Origin of the sequence: Nevskia sp. (assembly GCF_021732705.1) — a bacterium.
Lineage (GTDB): Bacteria > Pseudomonadota > Gammaproteobacteria > Nevskiales > Nevskiaceae > Nevskia.
This window is the reverse complement of the sequence record NZ_JAKFUM010000011.1, coordinates 25,462-46,650: the sequence shown is the minus strand read 5'-3', so window position 1 is coordinate 46,650 and position 21,189 is coordinate 25,462. Positions and strand designations below refer to the sequence as shown.

At 66.3% G+C, this 21,189-nt stretch carries 22 protein-coding genes; 14 read left to right on the top strand and 8 right to left on the bottom strand.

Annotation, left to right across the window (positions count from 1 at the left end; all coding sequences use genetic code 11):
- Positions 1 to 26: 26 nt before the first annotated feature.
- The 11 genes from QZ951_RS14190 to QZ951_RS14140 all read left to right on the top strand — a co-directional run bounded on the left by QZ951_RS14190 (position 27) and on the right by QZ951_RS14140 (position 9,782).
- Positions 27 to 1,142, top strand: coding sequence for a M48 family metalloprotease (locus tag QZ951_RS14190; protein ID WP_293001621.1), 1,116 nt, complete (start codon positions 27 to 29; stop codon positions 1,140 to 1,142).
- Between the two features lie 58 nt (positions 1,143 to 1,200).
- The gene (locus QZ951_RS14185; RefSeq protein ID WP_293001619.1) at positions 1,201 to 2,058 is read left to right on the top strand and encodes a DMT family transporter; all 858 of its coding nucleotides are present in this window, start codon (positions 1,201 to 1,203) and stop codon (positions 2,056 to 2,058) included.
- 25 nt (positions 2,059 to 2,083) lie between these two features.
- The gene (gene phbB / locus QZ951_RS14180) at positions 2,084 to 2,842 is read left to right on the top strand and encodes an acetoacetyl-CoA reductase (protein WP_293001617.1); all 759 of its coding nucleotides are present in this window, start codon (positions 2,084 to 2,086) and stop codon (positions 2,840 to 2,842) included.
- Positions 2,843 to 2,967: 125 nt separating this feature from the next.
- Positions 2,968 to 3,336: a thioredoxin family protein gene (locus QZ951_RS14175; protein ID WP_293001615.1), complete on the top strand. Its 369-nt coding sequence runs from the start codon at positions 2,968 to 2,970 to the stop codon at positions 3,334 to 3,336.
- A gap of 114 nt (positions 3,337 to 3,450) precedes the next feature.
- Entirely contained in the window at positions 3,451 to 4,515 is a 1,065-nt protein-coding gene (locus QZ951_RS14170; protein ID WP_293001613.1) for an ABC transporter substrate-binding protein, read from the top strand.
- 1 nt (position 4,516) lies between these two features.
- Entirely contained in the window at positions 4,517 to 5,275 is a 759-nt protein-coding gene (locus QZ951_RS14165; protein WP_293001611.1) for an ABC transporter permease, read from the top strand.
- Positions 5,272 to 6,030, top strand: a complete 759-nt coding sequence (locus QZ951_RS14160; RefSeq protein ID WP_293001608.1) for an ABC transporter ATP-binding protein — start codon at positions 5,272 to 5,274, stop codon at positions 6,028 to 6,030. The genes QZ951_RS14165 and QZ951_RS14160 overlap by 4 nt, the downstream gene beginning before the upstream one ends.
- Entirely contained in the window at positions 6,030 to 6,806 is a 777-nt protein-coding gene (locus QZ951_RS14155; RefSeq protein WP_293001606.1) for an ABC transporter ATP-binding protein, read from the top strand. The genes QZ951_RS14160 and QZ951_RS14155 overlap by 1 nt, the downstream gene beginning before the upstream one ends.
- Positions 6,803 to 7,768: a PQQ-dependent catabolism-associated beta-propeller protein gene (locus QZ951_RS14150; protein ID WP_293001604.1), complete on the top strand. Its 966-nt coding sequence runs from the start codon at positions 6,803 to 6,805 to the stop codon at positions 7,766 to 7,768. The genes QZ951_RS14155 and QZ951_RS14150 overlap by 4 nt, the downstream gene beginning before the upstream one ends.
- 5 nt (positions 7,769 to 7,773) lie before the next feature.
- Positions 7,774 to 8,979: an ABC transporter substrate-binding protein gene (locus QZ951_RS14145; protein WP_293001602.1), complete on the top strand. Its 1,206-nt coding sequence runs from the start codon at positions 7,774 to 7,776 to the stop codon at positions 8,977 to 8,979.
- On the top strand, positions 8,976 to 9,782 hold the full coding sequence (locus QZ951_RS14140) for an ABC transporter permease (RefSeq protein ID WP_293001600.1): 807 nt from the start codon (positions 8,976 to 8,978) through the stop codon (positions 9,780 to 9,782). Before QZ951_RS14145 ends, QZ951_RS14140 begins: the two co-directional genes overlap by 4 nt.
- Positions 9,783 to 9,857: 75 nt before the next feature.
- Here QZ951_RS14140 and QZ951_RS14135 read toward each other — a convergent pair whose 3' ends face one another.
- The 8 genes from QZ951_RS14135 to QZ951_RS14105 all read right to left on the bottom strand — a co-directional run bounded on the left by QZ951_RS14135 (position 9,858) and on the right by QZ951_RS14105 (position 16,908).
- Positions 9,858 to 10,412, bottom strand: coding sequence for a PepSY domain-containing protein (locus QZ951_RS14135; protein WP_293001598.1), 555 nt, complete (start codon positions 10,410 to 10,412; stop codon positions 9,858 to 9,860).
- A gap of 158 nt (positions 10,413 to 10,570) precedes the next feature.
- Positions 10,571 to 11,011 (bottom strand): hypothetical protein, encoded by a 441-nt coding sequence (locus QZ951_RS14130; protein ID WP_366943937.1) that lies wholly within the window; start codon positions 11,009 to 11,011, stop codon positions 10,571 to 10,573.
- A gap of 183 nt (positions 11,012 to 11,194) precedes the next feature.
- Positions 11,195 to 12,328: a pyrroloquinoline quinone biosynthesis protein PqqE gene (gene pqqE, locus QZ951_RS14125; RefSeq protein ID WP_293001594.1), complete on the bottom strand. Its 1,134-nt coding sequence runs from the start codon at positions 12,326 to 12,328 to the stop codon at positions 11,195 to 11,197.
- 10 nt (positions 12,329 to 12,338) lie between these two features.
- Positions 12,339 to 12,647: a pyrroloquinoline quinone biosynthesis peptide chaperone PqqD gene (gene pqqD / locus QZ951_RS14120; RefSeq protein WP_293001592.1), complete on the bottom strand. Its 309-nt coding sequence runs from the start codon at positions 12,645 to 12,647 to the stop codon at positions 12,339 to 12,341.
- Positions 12,640 to 13,428, bottom strand: coding sequence for a pyrroloquinoline-quinone synthase PqqC (pqqC, locus tag QZ951_RS14115; RefSeq protein ID WP_293001590.1), 789 nt, complete (start codon positions 13,426 to 13,428; stop codon positions 12,640 to 12,642). The genes pqqD and pqqC overlap by 8 nt, the downstream gene beginning before the upstream one ends.
- A gap of 10 nt (positions 13,429 to 13,438) precedes the next feature.
- Positions 13,439 to 14,353, bottom strand: a complete 915-nt coding sequence (gene pqqB / locus QZ951_RS14110) for a pyrroloquinoline quinone biosynthesis protein PqqB (protein WP_293001588.1) — start codon at positions 14,351 to 14,353, stop codon at positions 13,439 to 13,441.
- A 156-nt stretch (positions 14,354 to 14,509) separates the two neighbouring features.
- Positions 14,510 to 14,584 carry a pyrroloquinoline quinone precursor peptide PqqA gene (gene pqqA / locus QZ951_RS20410; RefSeq protein WP_156891444.1) on the bottom strand — a complete coding sequence of 25 codons (75 nt, stop codon included), beginning with the start codon at positions 14,582 to 14,584 and terminating at the stop codon, positions 14,510 to 14,512.
- A gap of 248 nt (positions 14,585 to 14,832) precedes the next feature.
- Positions 14,833 to 16,908 (bottom strand): sigma-54-dependent Fis family transcriptional regulator, encoded by a 2,076-nt coding sequence (locus tag QZ951_RS14105; protein WP_293001586.1) that lies wholly within the window; start codon positions 16,906 to 16,908, stop codon positions 14,833 to 14,835.
- Positions 16,909 to 17,359: 451 nt separating this feature from the next.
- Here QZ951_RS14105 and QZ951_RS14100 point away from each other — a divergent pair, with 451 nt between their 5' ends.
- The 3 genes from QZ951_RS14100 (at position 17,360) to QZ951_RS14090 (ending at position 21,053) form a co-directional block, all read left to right on the top strand.
- Complete coding sequence (locus QZ951_RS14100; protein WP_293001584.1) at positions 17,360 to 18,871, top strand: aldehyde dehydrogenase family protein; 1,512 nt, start codon at positions 17,360 to 17,362, stop codon at positions 18,869 to 18,871.
- Between the two features lie 150 nt (positions 18,872 to 19,021).
- Positions 19,022 to 19,648 (top strand): response regulator transcription factor, encoded by a 627-nt coding sequence (locus tag QZ951_RS14095; protein WP_293001582.1) that lies wholly within the window; start codon positions 19,022 to 19,024, stop codon positions 19,646 to 19,648.
- On the top strand, positions 19,641 to 21,053 hold the full coding sequence (locus QZ951_RS14090) for an ATP-binding protein (RefSeq protein WP_293001580.1): 1,413 nt from the start codon (positions 19,641 to 19,643) through the stop codon (positions 21,051 to 21,053). Before QZ951_RS14095 ends, QZ951_RS14090 begins: the two co-directional genes overlap by 8 nt.
- The last annotated feature ends 136 nt before the right edge of the window (positions 21,054 to 21,189 follow it).

The window sequence follows — 21,189 nt, the reverse complement described above, 5'->3', positions numbered from 1 at the left end:
AGCGGTTTTCTGACTGATCGATCCGCGTGCTGCCCGTCTTCGTCCTGCTCTGCCTGATTGCGGTCCTGCGGCTGGCTCTGCTGCTGCGGCAGCGCGCCGTGCTGACCGACGAGGCCTATGCCCGCGGCCTGGTCACGCAGCGCGTTGGCCAGCAGCTGTGGCAGCAGGGCTGGCCGCTGTTGCTGGTGGCGCTGGCACCGTTCGTCGCACAGGCGGGCGGCCTTGCGCCGTCGGTGCTCGCGCTCGTGCTGCTGGTCGCGCTCGGCTGGCTTTGGGAATTGCCGCCGAAGATCGTCAAGGTGTTCGGGCTGGATGCCGCGCATGGCATGAACCGGATGACCGTCGCGGCGTTTGCCCGCGAGCAGGCGCTGAAGCTGGTGCTGCTCGTCGTGCTGGCCGTGCCGGGTGCGACGGTGGCGCTGGCGCTGATCGAGCGCAGCGGCGACCACTGGTGGCTGCCAGCCTGGGCCGTCGGCTGGTCCGGCTGGGGCGTGCTGCGCTGGGCGCAGCCGCAGTGGATCACGCCGCTGTTCGACCGGGTCGAGCCGCTGCCGGCCGGCGATCTGCGGCAGCGGCTCGAACGCCTGCTGCTGCGTTGCGGCGTCGTCGAACCCCGGCTGTATCTGGTGCGGGCTTCGGCGCGCTCGGCGCAGGCCAATGCCCAGGTTACCGGCGGCATCGGCGCGCCGCGCATCGTGCTCAGCGACACCTTGATCGACAAGCTGCCGCCGGACGAAGTCGAAGCCGTGGTCGCGCACGAGTTGGGTCACCTGCAGCGCGGGCACCTGCGCTTCCAGGTGCTGATGCTGGGCGCCGCGTGGCTGCTGCTGATGGCCGTCGCCGGAATGGCGACCAACGAGATCGGCGATCCCGTGACCCGGCTGGCGATGGCCTGGGCGCTGCTGCCGTCGCTGTGGTTCTTCGCGCAGCCGCTGGTGAATCATTTCTACCGCCGCTTCGAGTTCGAGGCCGATGCCTCGGCGGCCGAGAACGCCAGCGGTCATGCGCTGGCGCGCGCGCTGCGCACGCTGACTCGCAACAATCGCAACGCGCCGGTCGCCGATCGCTGGTACGAGCGCGTCTACCACACGCATCCGGCGACTTCCGAACGGCTGCGCCTGCTCGATCAGGCGAGCCATTGAAGCCACTGGCGCCGCCGATCGCGTCGACGCGGGTCCCGGCTCGCCCGGCGGCCGCCTGATGCGTCTGGTGCTGCTGACCCTGATGGCGCTGGTCGCGTTCGCCGCGAACTCGATCCTGTGCCGCCTGGCATTGCGCCATGGCGAGATCGATCCGGTCAGCTTCACCGCGATCCGGATTGCGGCCGGCGCCATCGTGCTGGTGGCGCTGGTGCGGCTGCGCGGCATTGCCATCGGCGGCAACTGGCCGTCGTCGCTGGCGCTGCTCGCGTACGCGATCGGCTTCTCGCTGGCCTATGTCGCGCTGCCGGCCGGCACCGGCGCGCTGATGCTGTTCGGCGCGGTGCAGGTGACGATGATCGGCACCGGGCTGGTCAACGGCGAGCGCCCGCAAGCGCACGAGTGGATCGGCGAGGGGCTGTCGATCATCGGGCTGATCGCGCTGCTGCTGCCGGGGGTCACGGCACCGCCGCTGGGCGGCTCGCTGCTGATGCTCGGTGCCGGCATCGCCTGGGCGATCTACAGCCTGCGCGGCCGCCGTGGCGGCGATCCGACCGGCGCGACCGCCGGCAATTTCCTGCGCGCGACGCCGCTGGCGCTGCTGCCGATCGCGCTACAGCCGCAACTGCATGCCAGCGCGACCGGCGTGGTGTTCGCCGTGCTGTCCGGCGCGGTGGCATCCGGCCTCGGCTATGCCGTGTGGTACACGGTGCTGCCGAAGCTGACCGCGATCCGCGCCGGCCTGGTGCAGATCGCCGTCCCGGTGCTGGTGGCGCTGGTCGGCATCGGCTTGCTTGGCGAGCCGCCAAGTCTCCGGCTGCTGCTGTGCGCGCTGCTGATTCTCGGCGGGCTGGCGCTGGCCACCCTGTACCGTCCCGCGTCGCGCCGGCCTGCGCGCGCCGCGGCCTCCACGCGCTGATGGCGCTCGAAGCCTGCTGCTGCCGATGAAAACGGAATCGATCTCCCGCACCGCGCTCGTCACCGGCGGCACCGGCGCCATCGGCGCGGCCATCAGCCGGCAACTGGCGCAGGCCGGGCACCGTGTGATCGCGGTCTGTCTGCCGGCGGATCGACCGCAGGCCGAAGCGGTGCAGTCCGGCTGGCAGGCGGAAGGTCTCGACATCGCGCTGGCCAGCTTCGACGCGTCGGATTTCGACGACACCGCGGCGTCGATCTTGCGGCTGGAAGCGCGATTCGATGCGATCGACATCCTCGTCAACTGCGCCGGCATCACCCGCGATGCGCCGCTGCGGCGAATGACGCCCGAGCAGTGGCAGGCGGTGCTCCGGGTCAACCTCGACAGCGTGTTCAACACCTCGCGTCAGGTGGCCGATGGCATGGCGCAGCGCGGCTGGGGCCGGATCGTCAACATTTCGTCGGTCAACGGCCAGCGCGGGCAGTTCGGCCAGACCAACTACTCGGCGTCGAAGGCCGGCGTGCACGGCTTCACGATGGCGCTGGCGCTGGAAGTCGCGCGCAAGGGCGTCACCGTCAACACGGTGGCCCCGGGCTACATCGACAGCCCGATGATCAGCGCCGTGCCCGACGCGATTCGCGCCGACATCCTCGCCGGCATTCCGGCCGGGCGTTACGGCCAGCCGGCCGATGTTGCCGCTGCCGTCGCGTTCCTGTGTTCGGAGGCCGCAGCCTACATCACCGGCGCGCAACTGCCGGTCAACGGCGGCTTGTACCTCAGCGCCTGATCGCGGACCCGCGAACATGGCCGAGGGAACCGGCCGGCCTGGCGCGTGTCCATGAATCGGCAGACGCGCCGATCTCGTGGACAATGGACGCCGCCAGCCCCTGCCGCTATTGCCCGGAGATTCCGATGAACGACGTCGCCAGCCCTGCCGCCACCCTGCCGGAAGTCGACGCCGCCGGCCTCGCCGCGGCCTTGTCGGATCACGCGCTGCCGCTGCTGGTCGAATACATGGCCGACCACTGCGTCTGGTGCCAGCGCCTGGAGCCGGTGCTGGCTGCGGCGCAGCCGAAGTTCGACGGCCGCCTGCGGATGCTGAAGGTCAACGTCGAGCGTCATCCCGAGGTCAAGCCGACCGATCATCCGCGCGCCGTGCCGACGATCGCGCTGTATCGCCAAGGCCGGATGATCATGACCAAGAGCGGCATGATCCAGCGCCAGCAGCTCGACGTGTTCCTGAATCACTGGCTCGATCCCGCGAACGACGGCCTCGCTTGAGGCAGTGTCCGGAACGCGCCGCAGTCCAGTAGCATGCGGGCGGCAACGCGGCAGGTGGCAAGCGCGGCACACGATCCGGCAACCCCGGACGAATAACGAAAAGCTGGAGGAATGATGATCGGAAGTCGCACGACGGCGCGGGTCCAACCGCGCTCGAACCGGACCGCGCTTCGGGCCGTCCGCGGATGGCTGCTGACCGTGCTGGCCTGCGTCGGCATCGGCACGGCACAGGCGGCGGACGACAAGACCATCCGCATCGGCATCCTGCAGTTCGGCACCGTCGCGTGGACGCTGGACACCATGACCGCGCGCGGCTTCGACAAGGCCGGCGACTTCAAGATCGAGATCGTGCCGATGGCGGCCAGCAATGCCGCGCAGATCGCGCTGCAGGGCGGGGCGGTCGACATGATCACGTCGGACTGGCTGTGGGTGACGCGCAATCGCTCGGAAGGCCGCAGGCTGCAGTTCGCGCCGAATTCCACGGCACTCGGCGGTGTCTACGTGCGCAGCGATTCCGGCATCAAGACCGTGGCCGACCTCAAGGGCCGCGAGATCGGCGTGGCCGGCACGCCGGTCGACAAGAGCTGGCTGTTCCTGCAGGCCTGGGCACGCAAGTCGGCGAAGCTCGATCTGAAGCGCGACGCACGCCCGAGCTTCGCCGCGCCGCCCGCGCTGAACGAATTCATCCTGCGCGGCAAGCTTCCGGCGGTGCTGAACTTCTGGCCGTACGCGGCGCGTCTGAAGGCGGCCGGCCTGACGCCGCTGATCGATCTCGATGACGTGCTCGTCGGGCTCGGCGTCGACAAGCCGGTGCCGATGGTCGGCTGGGTGTTCAATGAAGGATGGGCCGGCAGCCATCGCGAGCTGCTGGCGCGTTTTCTCGCCGCCGCCGACAAGACCAACGAGGTGCTGCGTCGCGACGATGCCGAATGGCAGCGCCTGCGGCCGCTGATGAAGATCGAGACCGATGCCGATTTCCTCGCCCTGCGTGACGCCCACCGCGCCGGCATCGTCGCCGAACAGCTCAAGGTCAATCTGCCGGTGATGCAGTCGCTGTACGCGCTGCTGGCGGCGGAAGGCGGCGAGGAACTGGTTGGCAAGGCGACCACGCTCGACCCGCAGACGTTCTACGCCGTGCCGGCCGAGAACGCGGGCGGCAAGTCCGGCTCGAAACCCTGACGTGACCGCGGTCCGGACACTGCCGGCTGCGGTGGTGCGCGGCGCAGCGTTCGTCGTGCTGCTGGCGCTGTGGCAAGCGCTGGCGGCGATGGTCAATGATCCGCTGCTGCCGTCGCCGCTCGCCGTGCTGCTGAGCCTGCAGCACCACCTGATGCAAGGCGAACTCCTGCATCACCTGGCGAAGACCCTGATGCGGGTCGCGGCCGCGTTCGTCATCGCGATGCTGATCGGGGTCGCCGTCGGCGTCTGGATGGGGCGCAGCAAGCTGGTCAACAACTTGCTCGACAGCCTGCTGGTGCTGATGCTGAACCTGCCGGCGCTGGTCGCGGCGATCCTGTGCTTCATCTGGATCGGCCTGAACGAGACCGCTGCGGTGCTGGCGGTGGCGCTGAACAAGGTTCCGACCGTGATCATCAACATCCGGGAAGGCGCGCGGGCGCTCGACACGCAACTGCTGCAGGTGGGCGAGGTTTATCGCGTACCGCGGCTGACCGTGCTGCGCCGCATCGTGCTGCCGCAACTGTACCCGTACATCATGGCGTCGGCGCGCTCTGGGCTCGCGCTGATCTGGAAGATCGTGCTCGTGATCGAACTGCTCGGCCGCTCGGATGGCATCGGCTTCCAGCTCGGGACGTTCTTCCAGTTCTTCGACCTGACCAGCATCCTCGCGTACACGGCGGCGTTCGCCGGCGTCGTGTTCGTGATCGAAGCCGTGCTGCTGCGGCCGCTGGATCGCAGGCTCAACGGGTGGCGGGCATGACGGCGCTGACAGTCGATATCCAGCGCAAGCGGCATCCGGGCGCGGCCGGAGACACCATCGGGCCGCTGCGCTTTGCGCTGCGTTCGGGCGAATTCGTCGCCATCGTCGGGCCCAGCGGCGCCGGCAAGACCAGTCTGCTGAAGATCATCGCCGGGCTCGATCCGGACTTCGTCGGCACGGTCGGCGCAAAAGTCGACGGGTTGGGCAGCGGCAAGCTCGGGTTCGTGTTTCAGGAACCACGCCTATTGCCATGGCTCACGGTGGCCGACAATCTGCGCCTGGTGATGCCGGCGCTCGACACCGGAACGCTCGATGCGGCACTGGCGCGGGTCGGCCTCGCCGGCACCGCACAGCAGTTTCCGCTGCGGCTGTCCGGCGGCATGCAGCGGCGCGTGGCATTGCTGCGGGCGTTTCTGATCAGGCCGGCGTTGCTGCTGCTCGATGAACCGTTCATCTCGCTCGACGTGCCGACGGCCGAAAGTCTGTACGCGCTGCTGGCGGACCTGCGGCGCGACGTGATGCCGACCACGGTGCTGGTGACGCATGACCTGCGCGAGGCGCTGGCGCTGGCGGACCGCGTGCTGTTCGTCAGCCGCAGCCCGGCGCGGATCATCCTTGATCACGCCGTGAACTTGCCGAAACCCCGCCGCCGCGATGATGAGGCGGTGGACCAGATGCATCGCGCGCTGATGGCGCGGCATCCAGAATTGCTTGGCGGGTTGCAGTCGACCCGCCCCGAACCGGAGAGCGCCTGATGGCGTCGTCCACACCGACACTTGAAGTCCGCGACGCGGTCAAATCCTACGGCGAGGTCAAGGCGCTGCAGGGCGTCTCGATGCGCATCGAAGCCGGCCAGTTCATGGCGCTGCTCGGGCCGAACGGCGCCGGCAAGTCGACGCTGTTCCAGTTGCTGAGCGGTCTGTTCGTGCCGGACGCCGGCGCAATCGCGATCTGCGGCGAAGACTTCCTGAAGAAGCCGACCATCGGCCTCGCCAAGCTTGGCGTCGTGTTCCAGCAGCCGACGCTCGATCTCGATCTCAGCGTCACCGGCAATTTGCGCTTCCACGCCGCGCTGCATGGTCTGGGTGCCGAAGGCCGGGCGCGGATCGCGCCGCTGCTGGCACAGGTCGGCCTTGGCGATGCCGGCGACAAGATCTGCCGCACGCTGTCCGGCGGCAATCGTCGCAAGGTCGAACTGGCGCGCGCGCTGCTGCACCGCCCGGCGCTGCTGCTGATGGACGAGGCCACCGTGGGCCTGGACCCGCAGTCGCGAACCACGCTGATGGCGCTGGTCAAGGGTCTGTGCCGGGATCAGGGGCTGGCCGTGCTGTGGGCCACGCATCTGGTCAACGAAGCGGAAGCCGCCGATCGCGTCTACGTGCTGCACAAGGGCCGAAAGCTCACCGAAGGCACACCGACGGAAGTCGTGGCCGCCAGCGGCTGCGCGTCGCTCGAAGAAGCGTTCCTGAAGATGACCGTTCCGCCGGCGGGCGCTGCACCCGGCGGCAAACCCGAGGAGAAAGCGGCGTGAACCAGAAATTGATCGTGGCCGCGGCCTGCGGCGCCCTGGCCTGTGCTCCGGCGATGGCCGGCAAGCTCTACGTGAGCAGCGAGAAGGACAACGTGGTCACCGTGTTCGACGGCGCAAGCCTGAAGCAGCTCGCGAAGATCAAGACCGGCGACAAGCCGCGCGAGCTGGTGTTCTCGCCAGACCAGAAGAAGCTCTATGTCGCCTGCGGCGAAGGCAACGTGATCAATGTCATCGACACGGCCACCGACAAGATCAGCGGCAAGCTCGATGTCGGCCCGGATCCGGAACGCTTCGTCTTCTCGCCGGATGGCAAGACCGTGTGGGCCACGCTCGAGGAAGACGGCGTGGTCTCGGCGACCGACGTCGCCACCGGCAAGCGACTGGCCGAGGTCAAGGTTGGCGAGGAGCCGGAAGGCATCCTCATCACGCCGGATGGCAAGACCATTTACGCCACGTCCGAAGTGGCCAATCTGGTCCACGTGATCGATACGGCAAGCAAGACGGTCAAGGCCAACATTCCGGTCGGCAATCGGCCGCGGCGCTTCGCGCTGACGCCGGATGGCGGTGAGCTGTGGGTCTCGAACGAACTGAGCGGCACGATTTCCGTGATCGACACCAAGGCCAATGCCGTGAAGGGCGAGATCAAGTTCGCGATCAAGGGCTTCCGGCAGGAAGACATCACGCCGGTCGGCATCCTGATGACCAGGGACGGCAGCACTGCGTACGTGACGATGGGCGGCGCGAACCATGTCGCCAAGGTCGACGTGAAGAGCCGCACGCCGAAGGAATACCTGCTGACCGGCAGCCGCCCGTGGGGCATCGGCATCTCGAAGGACGAGAAGACGCTCTATGTCACCAACGGTCGCTCGGACGATCTGGCCGTCGTCGACCTCGGCAGCTTCAAGGTCACCAAGGCCGTCCCGGCCGGTCGCGTGCCATACACCGTCGGGGTGCACGAATGAGGGCGATGCTGGCCACGGTTGCGCTGGGGCTGCTGGCGCTGCTGCCGATGGCGCGGGCGGCCGACACGCCGTTCCGCATCGGCTATCTCGAATGGTCGGAAGACCCGCGTTACCGTGCCGAACGGCTCAAGGCGCAGTACCCGCTGCAACCCTGGGGTCGACCGTATGCCGGTGCTGCGCAGGCGATCAGCGAAACCGCTTTCTCGGGTGCCGCGCTCAAGCTCAAGTTCGAGCTGCTGAAGCGCGAGGCTGCCGATGTCGCCGGCATGGCCGATGCGGTCAAGGCGATGGTCACCGCCGGCATCCATTACGTGATCGTCGATGCCGATGGCCCGGTGCTGGCCGATCTCGCCAAGCGCACCGCGGCCCTGCCGGTGACGCTGTTCAACATCGCTGCCGCGCAGGACAGCCTGCGCGGCGCGCAGTGCCAGAGCCGGCTGCTGCATGTGCTGCCGAATCACGCGATGCTCACCGATGCGCTGGCGCAGTATCTGGTGCTGCGGCGCTGGGCCAGCGTGCTGGTGCTTCAGGGGCCGAATCCTGCGGATGCCGAGCTGGCGGCCGCGTGGGCGCGCTCGGCCAAGCGCTTCGGCATCAAGACCGTCGACAGCAAGCCATTCAAGCTGGGCCAGGATCCGCGCGAGCGCGAACTGAACAATCTGCAGCTGCTGACCGGCTCCAAGGATTACGACGCCGTGTTTGTCGCCGATACCGATGGCGAGTTTGCCCGCGCCGTGCCGTATCAGACCGCCAAGCCGAGAGTCGTGATCGGCGCGGCCGGGCTGGTCGCCGATGGCTGGCACTGGTCGTGGGAACGCGACGGTGCGCGCCAGCTGAACAATCGCCTGATCAAGGCGGCGGGGCGGCAGGTGACGTCGTATGACTGGGCGGCATGGATGGCGGTCAAGAGCGTGGTCGAGGCGGTGGTCCGTGCCGGCACGCCGGACTACGACAAGAGCGACGCCTACCTGCGCGGCCCGGACATCGTGCTCGACGGCTTCAAGGGCTTCCGCATGGGCTATCGGCCGTGGGATGGCCAGCTGCGCCAGCCGGTGCTGCTGAACACCGGCAATTGGGCGATCGCGATCGCGCCGATCGAGGGCTTCCTCGATCCGGTCAACAATCTCGATACCTTGGGCTTTGATTCGAAGGAAACGGCCTGTTCGAAGTCTTCGGCTTCGAAACCGGCAGCAGCGGGAGCGTCCAAATGAAGCTGGGACATGCGCTCGAGGCGCTGTGGGCCATCAGTTCGCGCGAGTTGCGCAAGTTCATCCAGCAGCGCTCGCGACTGCTGTCGGCGCTGGTGCGGCCGAGCCTGTGGCTGGTGGTGTTCGCGGCCGGCTTCCGCAACGTGTTCGGCGTGGCGGTGATCGAGCCGTACACGAGCTTCGTCGAATATCAGGTCTATGTCGCGCCGGGTCTGCTCGGCATGGTCTGCCTGTTCAATGGCATCCAGTCGAGCCTCGCGATGGTCTATGACCGCGAGATGGGCATGATGCGGCTTCTGCTGACCGCGCCGCTCGCACGCGCCTATCTGCTGGCGTGCAAGCTGGTGGCCGGCACCTTGCTGTCGCTGGTGCAGTGCTACGCGTTTCTCGGCGTCTGCGCGCTGTTCGGCGTCGACCTGCCGTGGATCGGCTGGCTGTACGCGCTGCCGGCCTTGTTGCTCGGCGGCCTGATGCTCGGTGCGCTGGGCCTGTTGCTGAGCGTCTACATCAAGCAGATCGAAAACTTCGCGAGCACGATGAATTTCGTGATCTTCCCGATGTTCTTCATGTCGTCGGCGCTGTATCCGCTGTGGAAGCTCAAGGAATCGGGCGCCGACTGGCTGTTCTACGTGTCGAGCATCAACCCGTTCACGCACTCGGTGGAGCTGACCCGGTTCGCGATGTACGGCCAGCTCAATGTCGAATCGCTGGCCGTGGTCGCCGGCACGCTGGTCGTGTTCTTCGCCTGGGCGGCGTATGGCTACGACCCGCAGCGCGGCATGGTGAAGAAGCGGGCACAGGCCTGAACGTACGGCCGACATAAAAAAGCCGCCGGTTCGCACCGGCGGCTTTTTCGTTGCAGCGAACCGCGAAGCCGCGGATCAGACGTTGCCGATCTCCAGCAGTTCCGGCGATTCCTCGACGATGGCGCCGGTTTCGGCATCGACTTCGACGCGAACGTCGCCGTTGGCGCCCTTGATGTCGAATTCGTACGACACCTTGCCGTCCGGTTCGACTTCGTATTCGACGCGTTCGATCGTGCCCGGCACCTTGTCGGTGGCGGTCTTGGTCGCCGTCGCTTCATCGACCTTGGCCTTCGCAGCGAACGCCGGATCGGCGGCGCTGGCAACGCGGGTCTCGGTCTCGACAATGGTGCCGGCGGTGTCGCTGCACTCGATGTCGAGCAGCTTGCCATCGGCCTGCTTGACCTCGAACTCCCAGACCTTGCCAGCGCTTTCGGACTTCAGGGTCGCCTGCAGCAGTTCGCCTGGTGCCTGCGCGAGCACGGCCTTGGCGCAACCTTCGATGCCGGCCGCAACCGGGGCCGCTTCGACGGCCGGGGCGGCGGTTTCGGCAGCGGCGGGGGCCGGTGCCTTGCTGCAGGCAGACAGCGCGAGCACGGCAGCAGCCATCATCAGGGTCTGATTCTTGAGCATCTATCACTCCGGGCGTTGGGCGCGATGGATATCGCGATGCAACATTTGAGAGTCTGCCGAGCCGTTGCTGGGAAAAAAATCCGGTCGATAGTCGGATTTCACCAACATTAATGGATTGACCGCTATTCGGAATCCAGACCTGTGCCGTCGTTACCGGATCAATGCCGATCCTTGTCCTTTCCCTTGCCCTTGCCATGACCGCGGTGGTCGTCGTGGCCATGGTCGTCGTGACCGCGACCACCATGGTCGTCGTGGTCGCCATGACGCTCGCGGTACCGCGGCGCATAGTCGTTGTTGTACCAGTCATCGCGAACGAAGTAGACCGGGCGGCCGCAGGCGCTGTAACGGCCGCAGTAGCGCTTCCAATCCTTGCGGTGACCCGGCGGCACACGCACATACACCGGCCGCTCGACGACGCGATGGCGCTCGATGATCACCGGCTGCTCGTAGATCACGCGGGGCTGCGGGAAATCGCCGATGTCGATCTGGCCGTAGAAGCCGGGCTGGCCGATGTTCACCGAAATGCCGACGTCGGCTGCCTGCAACGGGGCAGCACAGGCGCTCAGCGCGATGGCGGCAAACAGCGTCTTGAGATTCATTTTCACGATGACATTCCTCGAATTTTCACGGATCGGTTCAGCATCGCCGGGCCCGAATCGGACTCGCGGACAGCGACGTGATGGCGCCATCGTGGACCCGTCGCGATGAACGTCGCCTGAACTCTGTTTCGCCGTGCACCGATCGCCGCGCGTGGCGGCGGATCGGTGCGGGCTTGGCGCGTGCTACCTCGGCGTCGTCAATTCCGCGAGCTTGATTGCGTGCCGGTCAGAATTCTTCGGATTGCGGAAGATGATCGGCTTTTCGATCGTCGTGCTGCGGGCGCTGGAGACGGCTTCATCGACGAGATGCCGCAGCGGGGACTTGTCGCAGACCGGATCGGTGGCGGCGGCATCGCCGGTGAACTGGAAGGCCTGACAGCGGCAGCCGCCGAAATCCTTTTCCTTCTCCGGGCACGACAGGCACGGCTCCTTCATCCAGCCGAAGCCGCGGAAGCGGTTGAAGGCATCCGAGGTCTGCCAGATGTCCTTGACCGACGAGGTCTGCACGTTCGGGAACTCGAAGCCCGGCAGCTGGCGCGCGGCGTGGCAGGGCAGGGCGGTGCCGTCCGGCGTCACCAGCAGGAACACCGAGCCCCAGCCGTTCATGCACGGCTTCGGACGCTTCTCGTAGTAGTCCGGCACCACGAAGTAAATGTCCATCTTGCCCTTGAGGCGCGCCTGATACTCGTTGGCAACGCCTTCGGCTTCGCGAACCTGTTCAAGCGTCGGCAGCAGGCGGTCGCGATTCAGCAGCGCCCAGCCGTAGTACTGCGTGGTCGCCAGCTCGACGTAATCGGCTTCCAGTTCGATCGCCAGATCGAGCATTTCGCGCAGGCGATGCAGGTTGTCCCGGTGGAGGACAAAGCACAGCACCATCGGGAAGCCGGCGGCCTTGACCGCGCGCGCCATGTCCAGCTTGTGCGCATAGGCGCGCATGCCGGCGATCTCGTCGTTCTGATTGGCTTCCGAACTCTGGAAGCTGACCTGGATGTGGTCGAGGCCGGCCGCCTTCAGCGAACGGGCGCGGGCGGCATCCATGCCGATGCCCGAGGTGATCAGGTTCGAGTAGTAGCCGAGCTTGGTGCTCTCCGCGACCAGCGTTTCGAGGTCCTGACGCACCAGCGGTTCGCCGCCGGACAGGCCAAGCTGCAGCGCGCCCATCGAGCGGGCATCGCGCAGCACGCGAATCCAGGTCTCCGTGTCCATGGTCTTGCCGTGGCCGTTGAAATCGACCGGATTCGAGCAGTACGCGCACTGCAGCGGACAGGCATAGGTCAGCTCGGCGAGCAGCCACAGCGGCGGCTTGATCGCCGGCATCGCGATTGGACTAGGCGATCCACCCTCGTGCATGGGCTACCTCCAGAAAGCTCTTCACATCGCCGGAAATGTCGCCGGCTTCGGGAAACTGCGCCATCAGCGCGGCCGCGATCTCGGTCGCGGACTTCTGGCCGTCGACGGTCTTCAGGATCATCGCGGCGGATTCGCTGAGCTGGACCACACCTTCCGGATACAGCAGCACATCGCAGCCCTGCACGGTCTCGTACTGGATGCGATGACCGCGCGCGAGCCTGATCGGCCCATCGTGCAGCGGCTTGTATTCGGTGGCGTACTCGATCTTCTTGTCCGGCTCAGACATGCGCCGCTCCGCTGATCTCGGCGGCGTTCATGCCCTGCGCGAAGCCGGTCACGCAGTGATACGGCGGCTCGTTCTTGACGTAGGCCATGGTCATGGCATCGAGCATGGTCCACAGGATGTCGAGCTTGAACTTCAACAGCTCGAGCGCACGTTCCTGCTCGGCGCGGGTGACGAACAGATCCAGAGTCAAACCCAGGCCGTGCTGCACGTCGCGATGCGCTTCCTGCACGCGGCCCTTGAAGTAGTCGAGCCCGCTGCTTTCGATCCACGGATAGTGCTTCGGCCACTCGGAGATGCGTTCCTTGTGGATCGACGGCGCGAACAGCTCGGTCAGCGACGACGCCACGCCTTCCTGCCACGACGCACGGCGCACGAAGTTGACGTAGGCATCAACGGCAAAACGCACGCCGGGCAGCACGTAGCGGTGGCTGACGATGTCCTCGCGCTTGAGTCCCACCGCTTCGCCAAGCCGGACCCAGCGCTCGATGCCGCCTTCGACCTGATCGTTGCCATCGTGATCGATGATGCGCTGGATCCAGCGGCGGCGGACTTCGCGATCCGGGCAGTTGGCCAGCAGTGCGGCGTCCTTGTTCGGAATCGCGGTCTGGTAATAGAAGCGATTGAGCACCCAGCCCTGAACCGCTTCCTTCGACAGCTTGCCGCTGTTCATCGCCACCTGAAACGGATGGTGGATGTGGTAGTACGGCTCGAAGGCCTTGAGCCGGGCCGCGAACTCTTCCTTGGTCCACGGCAGATTGGAGGTATCGACCGATGCGTTCATTGCCCGACTCCTACAGTTCGAAAACCATGCCGTCCTGCGCCACTTCGACACCATGCTGCGCCACCAGCGCGCGCTCGGGGCCGTTGTCGACGAGGATCGGGTTCGTGTTGTTGATGTGGATGAGCACGCGCCGCGCGTTCGGATAGGCGCTCAACACTTCGAGCATGCCACCGGGGCCGGACTGATACAGGTGCCCCATCTCGCGCGCGAGCTTGCTTCCAACGCCGCGACGGCTCATCTCGTCATCGGTCCAGGTCGTGCCGTCGACGAGGATCAGGTCGGCTTCGCGCATCGCCTGCTCGACCGGTGGCTCGATCACGCCCAGACCCGGCGCGTACAGCGCCTGCTTGCCGGTGCGTGTGCTGCGGATGACGAGGCCAAGGTTGTCGCCGGGCGCGGGATTCGCGCGATGCGGCGAATACGGCGGCGCCTTGCTGGTCAGCGCGAACGGCGCGAACTCGATGTGATCGATGCCGTCGACGGTGAACGTCGTGCCGTCCGGCTTCACGTCGTGCCAGTCGACACCGCAGTAGTGTTCGAGGATGTTGAAGATCGGGAAGCCGGATGTCAGATCGGCCTTGACCCGCGCCGAGCAGTAGATCGGCAGCCGGACTTTGGACTCGCGCAGCATCAGCAGACCGGTCACGTGATCGATCTGCGCATCCATCAGGAACACGGCCTTGATCCCGGTATCGCGCAGGGCACGGTTCGGCTGCAGGTCCGGCGTGGCCAGAATCTGCGAACGGATGTCCGGCGATGCATTGATCAGCACCCAGTCCTGACCGTTGTCGCTGACCGCGATCGACGACTGGGAGCGGGCCGTTGCCAGCAGAGTGCCGCTACGCTGGCCGGCGCAGGTTTCGCAATTGCAGTTCCACTGGGGGAATCCTCCTCCCGCCGCGGAACCCAGAATTCTTATTTTCATGTTCGGGGTTTCGTAACGGACGCCGCGTCGATTGCTGCGCTGCGTCGCAAAAACGCGCCCTCAAAACAAAGCCCCCAGTTTTGGCCGGGGGCTTCGTCACCGCTATCTGGCTGGCGCCGCTTCGGGAGAACCCTGGGCGGACCGGTGCCGGAAGGCTTAGCGGTTGAGGATGTACATCGTCACTTCCATGCCAAAACGCATTTCGGTGAAGCTCGGCTTCGTCCAACGCATGATTGATTCCTCCGTCTGATCGCAGTGATTTTGCCAGCATGCCCTTAAAGGACATCCCGACAGTGCAGAGACTATGCCACGTCAGGATTAGTTCCCAATCGTATGATTCAATGGTGCGAATTGCTTCTTCGCAAGTCCCTGTCACTGCTGGAATTTAAGCCGTTTCCGACGCGCGAATCAAGGTCTTTTTCACGGCCTTTTCGAGACGACGGCAAATTGTCACGGCGCTGCCTGAAACGGTCGTTGTGTCACATCCGGGACAGATCGTCGCGCCGCGCATCGCCCACGGGAATGCTGTGCCGCTTGAGCTTGCGATACAGCGTGTTGCGACTCATGCCGAGTTCGCGCGCGGTCAAGGTCATGTTCCAGGCATTGCTTTCGACCGCCCTCAGGATCGCGCCGCGCTCGGCCGCTTCCAGCGGATTGACGCCTGCGACGGCCTGCAGGCTCGGCGGTGCCGGCAGGGCCTCCGGGGTGCTGACCGCTGCCGTCACCGCCGGTGCCGGCAGCGCCGCGGCGGGGGTCGGCAGGCCCGGCTTGCGCTGGCGGTGCGACACAGTGCGCGGCAGGTCCACGCTCCGGATCACCCCGTTCTCGCAGATCGCCAGCGCCGTGCGGATGACATTGCGCAGTTCGCGGATGTTGCCCGGCCAGTCGTAGCTGACGAGACTCTCGAAGGCGTCGGCCTCGATCGACACGGCCTGCCCGGCGCGGGCTTCGAGCGCGATGAAGCGGCGGATCAGGCTTTCGGCGTCGACCCTGTCCTTGAGCCCCGGAAGCTCGAGCGTCATGCCGTTGAGTCGGTAGTACAGGTCTTCGCGGAATTCGCCGCGGGCGATCATGTCCTGCAGGTTGCGGTGCGAGGCGCTGACCACGCTCAGCTCGACCTTCACGGCCTGCTCGCAGCCGAGCGGCACCACTTCCTGTTCTTCGAGCACGCGCAACAGGCGCGTCTGCAGGTTCAGCGGCATGTCGCCGATTTCGTCGAGAAACAGCGTGCCGCCGGAGGACTGCACGATGCGGCCGCGCATGCCTTCCTTGCGCGCGCCGGTGAAGGCGCCAGCCTTGTAGCCGAACAGTTCGGATTCGATCAGCGTCTCCGGAATGGCCGCGCAGTTCACCGCGACGAACTGCTGCGACGCGCGGCTGCTGGCCAGATGAATGGCCTTGGCGAACACTTCCTTGCCCGAGCCGGTCGGTCCCTGGATCAGGATCGGCACCCGCGAATCGGCCAGCCGGCGTGCGGTGCGGATGTTCTGCAGCATCTGCGGATCCTGGCCCGCGAGATCCTCCAGCGACAGCGCCGTCATCAGCGGTGCCGGCGTGATCTGGACGCGCTCCGGCATCGAGCGGCGCGGGCGATCGCCGGAATCGACGAGGCGAGTCAGCATCTGCGGCGGCGCGAGAGTGACGAAGAAGCGCCGGCCGAAGCGCTGGTCGCGCATCGGCAGCAGCGCCTGACGCGTGGTCACCAGTTGTTCGAGTTCCAGCTCGCCAAGATCGAACAGTTCGCTGACCGGCCGGCCGATCAGGCTGGCGCGGCTCGGGGCCGACAGCAGCGACACGGCCATGTCGTCGGCGGCGGCGACGTGACCGTCCTCGGTCAGCGCGAGCGCCGCGTCATGCAGCAGGTTGACGAATTCCGGGCGGCTGTGGAATCGCAGGATGCGGTACGGCTGGCAGCGGCGCAGGAACAGGCACTTCTCGATCAGCCGCGCCGACGTGTTGACCAGCGCCATCGTGTGCATCTGGCTGGCGCGGGTGTCGTGACTGCCGACGGACGAGGCATCGAGCACGGCGATCATGTTGCCGTTCATGTCGCGGATCGGCGAGCCGGAGCACGACAGGCCGATGTGGCGCGCGCGGAAGTGATCGTTGCGGTGAATGGTGATCGAGCGGCCTTCCGCGATGCAGGTGCCGATGCCGTTGGTGCCTTCGCTCTTCTCGCTCCATTCGGCGCCGACGATGAGGCCGGCGCTGCGGAACATCTTGGTCAGCGTCGGATCGACCTTTTCGGTCAGGATGATGCCCTTGGCATCGGTCAGCAGCAGCGCGTAGCCGGAGCCGCTGATCTGGTCGTACAGCGTATCCATCTCGGCCCGGGCGATTTCCACCAGTTCGTCGTGGCGCGCCTGCAGATCCTTGAGGTTGTTGCTGTTGATCACGCTTGGTGCATGCAGCCGTGCAGGATCGAGCTGGAATTCGTTGAGGCAGCGCTGCCATGACACGCGAACGGCTTCATCGAGCCCGGTCCGCGCCATGCCATCGCCATTGATCAACCGCAGCACGCCATTGGCATGCTGTACGGCGGCGTTGTCGCCCATCTCATCGCTCCTCATCGCACTCCCCGCGCTCGTCGTCACGGGGCTTGTTGTGTTCTTTCTGGTCGATGCCGGTGCCCGCGAACCCGCATACGCGCGGCCCAAGCAACTGTGATGCCAAGGCACGGTAGACCCGGAATCGCCCCCGGTCAACGAAAAGCGGACGGCCGTCGGCCCGTCTGCCGCCCGAAGGCGCACCACTGTGTCAGCCCTGCAACACCGATGCCGGCGCACGCGCCGCGGCTGTGACAGCAGGGGGTGCACCACCTCGGTACATCGTCAGCAACTTGAGAAAAAACAGGCAGTTGATTCATTTTTTCAGGCGCGCGGGCGGCTGGCTTGGTTCTTGCCATCAGCGGTTCGTTGCGATGCCCGGGTGTAGAGTCCACGCACCCGGCGCAACATCGCCGGCAGTATGTCCGTCACCCCAAACAATGCACGAGGAGATCGAAAAATGGATGGATCAAAAGGCCTGGAAGCACTGGGCGCAGAAGCCCGCAAGTTCATCAGCAGCCCGAAGAAGATTCTGATCGACGGCGAGTGGGTCAACTCGACGTCGGGCGAAACCTTCGAAATCTACAACCCGGCCACCGGTCAGGTCGTGGCCCACGCCCAGAGCGGCAGCAAGGAAGACGTCAACGCGGCTGTTGCCGCGGCCCGTCGCGCGTTCGACGATCACAGCGAGTGGCGCAAGATGTCGCCGTCGAACCGCGGCAAGCTGCTGCATCGCATCGGTGACCTGATCCTGAAGCATCAGGACGAGCTGGCCCAGCTGGAATCGCTCGACAACGGCAAGCCGGTCGTCGTTGCCAAGGTGGCCGACGTCGCGCTCGCCGCCGACATCTTCCACTACATGGCCGGCTGGACGACCAAGGCCGATGGCGGCGTGCTCGACCTGTCGGTGCCGTTCACCCCGGGCACCGAGTACCACGCCTACACCAAGCGCGAGCCGATCGGCGTCGTCGGCCAGATCATTCCGTGGAACTTCCCGATCCTGATGGCGGCGTGGAAGCTCGCTCCGGCGCTGGCCTGCGGCTGCACCGTCGTGCTGAAGCCGGCCGAGGAAACCCCGCTGACCGCGCTGCGCCTGGCCGAACTGATCCAGGAAGCCGGCCTGCCGAAGGGCGTGCTGAACGTGGTCACCGGTTTCGGCGAAACCACCGGCGCGCCGCTGGCCAGCCACCCGGGCGTCGACAAGGTCGCCTTCACCGGTTCGACCGAAGTCGGCAAGCTGATCGTCAAGGCGGCCGCCAACGACCTGAAGAAGCTGACCCTGGAACTCGGCGGCAAGTCGCCGAACATCATCCTGAACGACGCCGACCTGTCGAAGGCGATTCCGGGTGCCGCCAGCGCGATCTTCTTCAACCAGGGCCAGACCTGCAGCGCCGGCTCGCGCCTGTTCATCCAGGACAAGGTCTATGACGAAGTCGTGGCCGGCATCGCCGCCTACGCCAAGGGCCTGAAGATGGGCCCGGGCCTCGACCCGTCGACCCAGCTCGGACCGCTGGTGTCGCAGAACCAGTTCGACCGCGTTTCGGGCTACATGGCTGCCGGCAAGACCGAAGGCGCGTCGCTCGCCACCGGTGGCGGCCGCTGGGGCAACGAAGGCTACTTCGTCGAGCCGACCGTCATCATCAACGCTGCCGACAGCGCCAAGGTCGTCCAGGAAGAAATCTTCGGGCCGGTTCTGGTCGCCACCCGCTTCAGCGACGTCGATGACGAGCTGGTCCGTCGTGCCAACGACTCGGTCTATGGCCTGGCCGCCGGCATCTGGTCGCAGGACGTGTCGAAGATCCACAAGCTGGTTCCGCGCCTGCGCGCCGGCACGGTCTGGGTCAACTGCTACAACATCTTCGATGCTTCGATGCCGTTCGGCGGCTACAAGCAGTCGGGCTGGGGCCGCGAAATGGGCCATCAGGTGCTGAACAACTATCTCGAAACGAAGGCTGTCTGCATCGCCTACTGATCGAGCGGTCGACATCGGCTGGCTTCAGCCGATAGTTGTCAGTGACACGAGGCCCGGGCGATGCTTGCCCGGGCCTTCGTCGTCGCGGACTTGAGACAGACGAACACAAGCGCCGATTCGAGCGCGCCCGCTGCCTGAGGAGAAACCCCGATGATCCGTATCCTGCTGGTCGACGATCACGCCGTCGTGCGTGCCGGCTATCGTCAGTTGCTCGAGTGCGCTCCCGAATATCAGGTCGTCGCCGAAGCGTCATCGGCCGCCTGCGGGTATCGCCGCTTCCTGGAATGTGCGCCCGATGTGGTCATCACCGACCTGTCCCTGCCCGGTGTCGGCGGCATCGAACTGCTGCGCCGGCTGAGCGCGCGGCAGCCGGATTTGAAGGCCCTCGCGTTCAGCGTGCACGAGGAGCCGATGTTCGTGAATCGTGCGTTTGCCGCCGGCGCGCTCGGCTATGTCAGCAAGCGCTCGGCGCCCGACACGCTGGTGGCGGCCGTCGACAGCGTGGCCCACGGCCGTGAATTCCTGTCGCCGGATCTGGCCGGCACCCGACAGCAGCAACGGCGGCCGGACGATGCGCTGCATCGCCTGAGTCAGCGCGAATTCGAGATCTTCCGCCAGATCGCCGAAGGACGATCGGTGCGCGACATCGCCAGCGGCCTGTGCATCAGCGGCAAGACGGTTTCCAACCATTACTCCCAGATCCGGCTGAAGTTGGGTCTGCGCTCGGCCGCCGAGATGGCGCGCCTGGCCATCGTGGCCGGCGTCGTGCGTGTCTGACGTCGCCGCGCTGGCGCCACCCGGCTGGGTGGATCGCGCGCGACTGCGTCTGCATGGCGCGCTGACCCGGATCGATCTCAAGACTCGGCTCAGCCTGTCGATCGGCCTGCTGCTCGGCATCGTGCTGCTGCTGGCGGTCTATGCCGTGCTCGGCAACTCGCGCCGTTCGGTCCAGGGCGAGATCGATGCGGTGATGCGGCTGGCGTCGAGCCTGCTCGACGAACACGCGATTCCGGTCGAGGCGACCGACGCCGACCTGCTGCCGGTGCTGCTCGGCGTGTTCGAGCACACCCGGCACCTGTGCGTCGAGAAGGTCGGCGAACTGCCGGCGGCTCGCGGGTGCCCGGCGGCGGTCGACGACAGCGTGCCGGACTGGTTCGTCGCCCATGTCACCACGGCACCCCGTGAGCTCCGGCGCAATGTCACCGGACGCGACGGACGAATCGCCGCAGTCGTCATCCGCTCCGATCCCGCCGATGAAATCCTCGAAGCCTGGAACGAGGCGCGGCCGCTGCTGCTGCTGATCGTCGCGATCGGCTTCCTGACCAATGCCATCGTCGTGTTCTCGGTCTGGCGCGCGTTCCGGCCGATCGACCTGATTCGCGACGCGCTGGCTCGTATCGGCCGCGGCGAGCTGCACCCCGGCATGCCGACGGCCACGACACCGGAACTGCGCACGATCATCGACAGCGTCGTCGAACTCGGCGAAAGCCTCGAACATGCGCGATCGGACAATCAGCGCCTGCTGCGCCACAGTCTGGAAGTGCAGGAGCGCGAACGGCGCTCGATCGCCCGCGAGCTGCACGACGATCTCGGCCAGAGCCTCGCGGCGATGGATGCCGAGGCGGCGGTGCTGCAGCAGAAGGCCGGTACCGCGGTGCCGGAGCTGACCCATCGTGCCTCGGCGATCCGGTCCGGCATCGCCAGCCTCTACGACGGCCTTCACGGCCTGCTGGCACGGCTCCGGCCCGCCGGTCTCGAAGAGTTCGGGCTGGGGCCGGCGCTCGAGAATCTGGTGATGGACTGGGCTGCGCGCTGCCCGCAGATCCGCTTCGAGCAGCACATCGCGCTGGACCGCGTGCCGGGCGGGCCGCTGGTGCAGGTGTATCTGTTCCGCATCGCGCAGGAAGCGCTGACCAACGCCACACGGCATGCCCGTGCGCGGCGGATCAGCCTGATGCTGGAAGCGGGCAGCGACGGCGCGATCGAGCTGCGCATCGTCGACGACGGTTGCGGTCTTCCCGGCACTGCCGGCACGACCCGGTCGGCGTCGGAGCGGGTCGGGCTCGGACTGCTCGGCATGGCCGAGCGCGCCGAGACCCTCGGGGCCACGCTGACGCTCGGCGCGAACCCCGGCGGTGGCACCTGCATCCTGCTGCGACTGCCGGCCTCGCGCGACGCCTGAGGTTTTGCACCCCTGCGCTGGCGGTGTAACGGAACTGACTCGAAAGTCGTCCCCTCAATGAAACAACGAGCGATTGTCACATCGCGTGTGGAACATCGTAAAAAACAATAAATACAATAGCTTGTGAGATAAATTT